General features: G+C 74.0%; 3 protein-coding genes. All 3 read left to right on the top strand.

Annotated features, from left to right (window positions below; translation table 11 throughout):
* Positions 1-234: 234 nt before the first annotated feature.
* The 3 genes from FAF44_RS51960 to FAF44_RS51970 are packed head-to-tail and all read left to right on the top strand — an operon-like array spanning position 235 to position 4975.
* Positions 235-1806 carry a serine/threonine-protein kinase gene (locus FAF44_RS51960; RefSeq protein ID WP_237110908.1) on the top strand — a complete coding sequence of 524 codons (1572 nt, stop codon included), beginning with the start codon at positions 235-237 and terminating at the stop codon, positions 1804-1806.
* 4 nt (positions 1807-1810) lie between these two features.
* The gene (locus FAF44_RS51965; RefSeq protein WP_237110909.1) at positions 1811-3409 is read left to right on the top strand and encodes a serine/threonine-protein kinase; all 1599 of its coding nucleotides are present in this window, start codon (positions 1811-1813) and stop codon (positions 3407-3409) included.
* A 3-nt stretch (positions 3410-3412) separates the two neighbouring features.
* Positions 3413-4975, top strand: coding sequence for a serine/threonine-protein kinase (locus tag FAF44_RS51970; RefSeq protein WP_237110910.1), 1563 nt, complete (start codon positions 3413-3415; stop codon positions 4973-4975).
* Positions 4976-5086: the final 111 nt, after the last annotated feature.

Here is a 5086-nt window from a genome sequence, read left to right on the forward strand (position 1 = left end):
GCACCCCCTGTGCCACCTGCGTCCTACTGGCCGGACCAAGGCGGCGGCCATGATGCCCTTGGCCCACCCTGGCGGCTTCGAGGTTGACGACGGCCCGCCGCCTTGGTCCGGCCAGTAGGACGCAGGTGGCACAGGGGGTGCTGTGGTCATCATCAACTCCGGTGCTCGGACGTTCCGGTTGATTGCGGCGTGAAATATAGCGAACTGAAAGCGGCCCTTAATACTGTTACCTTCGTGCCTGGAGTTGGGGAACAGACGATCGCGGGCCGCTACCGGGTGGTGAGAGCACTCGGCCAGGGGGGCATGGGAACGGTGTGGCTCGCTCACGACGAGCTGCTCCACCGCGACGTCGCGATCAAGGAACTGCTGCTGCCCGCGTCGCTCGGCGTGGCCGAGCGCGAGGAGGCGCTGCAGCGGTCGATGCGCGAGGCGATGGCCGCCGCCCAGCTCCGGCACCCCGGCATCATCAAGATCCACGACGTGCTCGTCCACAACGGCCTGCCCACGATCGTCATGGAACTGCTCCAGGGCCGCGACCTGAAGGACGCCGTGGCCGCCGAGGGCCCGTGGGCGCCGGAGCGGGTGGCGGCACTCGGGCTGCGGGTGCTGGACGCCTTGTCGGCCGCGCACGCCCACGGCATCCAGCACCGCGACGTGAAACCGGCCAACGTGTTCCTGACCGGCGACGGACGGGTGGTGCTCACCGACTTCGGCATCGCCCGGCTGGAGGACCAGGCCACGATCACCGAGTCGGGCCTGCTCATCGGCTCCCCCGGGTACATCGCGCCGGAGCGGCTGCGCGGCGAGCGCGGCGGCCCCGCCTCCGACCTGTGGTCCCTGGGCGCCACCCTGTACGCCGCGGTCGAGGGCCAGGCTCCCTACTCCGGCACCTCCCCCATGACGGTGTTGCGCGACGCGCTGACCCGGCCGCCCCGGCCGCCCGAGCGCGCCGGACGGCTCGGCCCGGTGCTCACGCACCTGCTGGCCCGCGAGCCGCACCAGCGTCCCGACCCCCGCCTGGCGGCCGACCTGCTGCGGCAGGTGGCGGAGGGCCGCGACGGCACCCCGGCCATGGCCGCGCCGCGCCCGAGGAGCGTCCGCGGGCCGGTCCTCGTCGGCGCGGGCGCGCTCGTGGCGGTCGCGGCCGTGGCCGCCACCGTGGCGCTGCTGCCGCGCTCCGCACCGACCGCCCTGACCATCCCTGAGCCGACCACCCCGCTCGCGGCCACGTCCGAGCCCGCCGAAACGCCGACGGCCACGCCGTCCGCCACCGCGACGACCGCGCGCTTCACCGTGCCGATCAACGTGTGCAAGCTCATGACCCCCACCCAGGTCCGGCTGCTGGTCCCGAAGGCCGCCCCCAAGGGCAAGCGTGACGAGGAGGGCTGCGAGTGGTCGGCGCGCGGCAACGGCGTCGGCGTGACCCCGCTGAAGGCGAGTTCACTGGACAGCGCCTGGGGGCTCGGCCTGGACGAGTCGTCGGAGCAGTTCATCAACCGGCTCAACATGGCCGAGACCGGCTCGAAGATCACGTGGAACTGGCCGGGCATCGGCCTCGAGAAGACCATCACGCAGGAACGCAAGGCGTACCAGGAGGTCAACGGGATCGGGGACGAGGCGTACAGCTACGAGCTGGTCAACCCCAAGGGCCAGGTCGAGCGGCACGACGTGGTCTTCCGCCTGAGCAACGTCGTGATGGAGATCAAATACGTCGACATCGGCAAGGTCGGCGACAACGAGGCCCTGCGCAAGGGCGCAAGGGACGCCGCCCGGTGGGTCGCGGCGGCCCTGGGACGCCAGGAGTGATGCGATGAACCAGCCACGACTCGTCGGCGGGCGCTACCAGTTGCTCGCCCAGCTCGGACGGGGCGGCATGGGCGTGGTCTGGCACGCCCGCGACACCGCGATCGGCCGCGACGTGGCCGTCAAGCAGGTGCTGCTGCCGCCGCACCTGTCCCCGGCCGACCACGCGCGGCTGCGCGAGCGGACTCTGCACGAGGCCCGCGTCGCGGCCCAGGTCAGGCATCCGGCCGTGGTCGCGATCCACGACGTGGTCGAGGAGGGGGCCGAGCCGTGGATCGTCATGGAGCTCGTCAAGGGCCGCTCGCTCGACCAGGTCGTGAAGTCGGGCGGGCCGCTGTCGCCGGAGTGGTCCGCCTCGATCGGGCTGTTCGTGCTGTCCGCGCTGGCCGCCGCGCACGCGGGCGGGCTGCTGCACCGCGACGTCAAACCGGGCAACGTGCTGCTGGCCGACGACGGCCGCATCCTGCTGTCCGACTTCGGCATCGCCACCCGGGCCGGCGGGCAGCCGGGCGGCGCGCCGATGGGGACGCCGGGCTACACCGCTCCCGAGGCGCTCACCGAGGAGCCCGGCCGTCCCGCCGGGCCCGCCGCCGACCTCTGGTCGCTCGGCGCGACGATCTACACGGCCGTCGAGGGCGTGCCCCCGTTCTCCCGCCCGACGGCCATGGCCACGCACGGCGCGGTGATGACGGAACCGCCCAGGCCGCCGCGGCGGGCGGGCGCGCTGGGGCCCGTCCTGACCCGGCTGCTGGACAAGGACCCCGGGCGGCGTCCGGACCTGGCGGCGCTCAGGGAGGCCCTGCGGCCCGTCACCGGCGGCACCGCCGCGACCATGCCCGCGGGTGCGCGCCCGGCGTCGTGGCTGCTGCCCGCGCTCCCCGTGTACGGGTCCGCCGCGGCCGTGCTCCTCGTCTTCGTCACGGCGGTCGCGCTCATCCTGTCCAGCACTCCTCCGGCTCCGCCGGTCACCACCGTCGCGAGCACGGAGGCCCCGCCCACCACGCCGCCCACCACCCGGCCGACCGCTCAGCCCACCGCTCAGCCGAGCGCCGGGCCCACGGCGTCCACGTCCCCCACCGCCACGGGGACCCCCGTCGCGCGCACCCCCGGCAAGTTCACCGCGATCCCCCGGCCCTGCCAGCTCCTGACCAGGGAGCAGGCCACCGAACTCGTGGGGAGGTACACCTCCGTCGCCATCGAGCCGACCGTCAAGTGCGCGTGGAGCAGCACCGGCGACGGCGGGCTGACGCTGAACCTGACCCTCTTCATGTATCCGCAGCAGGGCGACGGTTACGAGACCAGGCTCGCGGAGGAGCACGTCCAGGGCCTGAAGGCGGACGCCGAGGGGAAGGCGGGCCGCGGCGGCAGCGGCACCGAGTACGGCGAGGTCTTCGACATCGCCGGCGCGGGCGACGAGGCCGTCGGCTGGACGGAGCTGACCACGTCGTTCAGCAACACGAAGTTCACGGTCCGCTCGGCGTTCAGGACCGGCAACATCGTGGGCGAGATCCGCTTCTCCCGCGAGGCGGCCAAGGACCCGGCGCTGCGGGCGAAGGCCGAGAAGGCGGTCGCCTACCTCGCCCGGAACCTCGACGCCAAGGGCTGACGCATGCGCATGATCGCCGGACGGTACCAGTTGCTCGCGCCCCTGGGCGCGGGCGGCGCCGGCACGGTGTGGCGGGCCCACGACGTGGTGCTGCGCCGGGAGGTCGCGGTCAAGGAGGTACGCCTGCCCGCCGACCCGTCCAGGAGCGAGCGGGCACTCGCGGACACGCTGCGCGAGGCCCGCGCGGCGGCGGCGCTGAACCATCCCGCGATCATCACCGTGCACGACGTCATCGCCGAGCACGGGCAGCCGTGGATCGTCATGGACCTGCTCCCCGGCCGGTCGCTGGCCGACCTGCTCAAGGAACGGGGCCCGCTCCCGCCCGGCCAGGTCGCCTCCGCCGGGCTGCGGGTGCTCGACGCGCTGGAGGCCGCGCACCGGCACGGGATCCTGCACCGGGACGTGAAGCCGGGCAACGTGATCGTCACCGACTCCGGCGAGGCCGTGCTCACCGACTTCGGCATCGCCGCGCACATCGACGACGCCCCGAGCGCGACCGCGGCAGCCCAGCGTGGCGGCACGCCCGGCTCACCGGGGTACATCGCGCCGGAGCGGCTGCGCGGCGAGCCCGCGGGACCGGCCTCCGACCTCTGGTCGCTGGCCGCGACCCTGTACACCGCGGCGGAGGGCCGCGCCCCCTTCCACCGCGACTCCCCCATGGCGATCGTCGCGGCGGTGCTCACCCAGCCCCCGCCGCCGCCGGTCAACGCCGGGCCGTTCGGCGGCCTGCTGGTGGCCATGCTGGACAAGAACCCGGCCGCGCGCCCGCACCCGCAGGCGATCAGGGCGGCCCTCCAGCCGCTGGCCGCGCCCCTGCCCGCGCGCCGCTCGGTGACGACGGCCGCCACGGTGCCGGTCACGGCCAGGAAGAGCCGGCTCCCCTACGTGCTCGGCGGCCTGGCGGCGGTCACCGCCGTCGCCGTCACGTCGGTGGTCCTGGTCAACGCCTCCGCCACGACCACGACGCCGCCGCGGAACACGCCCGTCGCCGAGCCGCCGCCCTCGTCCGCGCCTGTTTCCCCGCCTGTTTCCACGCCGGTCGCCACGCAGGCGTCGCAGGGGCCGAAGACCGACGGCGACTTCGCCACCCCGCCGGTCGCCTGCCGGTTGATCGGCGACGAGCGGGCCGCGAAGCTCTGGCCGGGCGCGCGCAAGCAGGCGACCGGCCTCGACACCGCCAAGTGCGCCTGGGCCCGCGGCCTTCTCGAGGACGTCGTCAACGTCGAGATCACGCACGACGCGCACGTGGCGGCGGCGCGGAAGATCTTCACCGGCGGCCGGCAGGCGCAGGCCAGCAAGAAGGGCAGCACGTCGGGCATCACCCACCAGGCGGTCCGCGACCTGCCCGGCCTCGGCGACGGCGCCTACACCCAGAACTGGTGGTCGAGCGAGACGTTCAAGCAGGCCCACAGCATCGTGTGGGTCCGCGTCAGCAACCTCGTCGTCAAGATCGACTCGTCCGCCGTCAGCAGTCCCGAGCTGGAACCCGAGCATCAGGCCAGAGCCGTCGCGTTCGCCCGCGCGATCGTGGACGCGCTCGAAGCCTCCGCCACCGGGAGCGGCTGATGCGCCCGGCGTTCGCCCAGAACCCCCGAGAGGAGGCGTGGCGTCTCCCCGGGTCCGACCCGAGCCCCACGCCACGAACCAGATGAACGAGTTGCCCACCCCGCCCCGCAC

This window comes from Nonomuraea sp. MG754425 (assembly GCF_021699195.1).
Classification (GTDB): Bacteria; Actinomycetota; Actinomycetes; order Streptosporangiales; family Streptosporangiaceae; genus Nonomuraea.

Bases quoted from the DNA above. Each gene is read 5' to 3' on its own strand.
- FAF44_RS51965 (WP_237110909.1), top strand. From the start codon at position 1,811: ATGAACCAGCCACGACTCGTCGGCGGGCGCTACCAGTTGCTCGCCCAG.
- FAF44_RS51970 (WP_237110910.1), top strand. From the start codon at position 3,413: ATGCGCATGATCGCCGGACGGTACCAGTTGCTCGCGCCCCTGGGCGCG.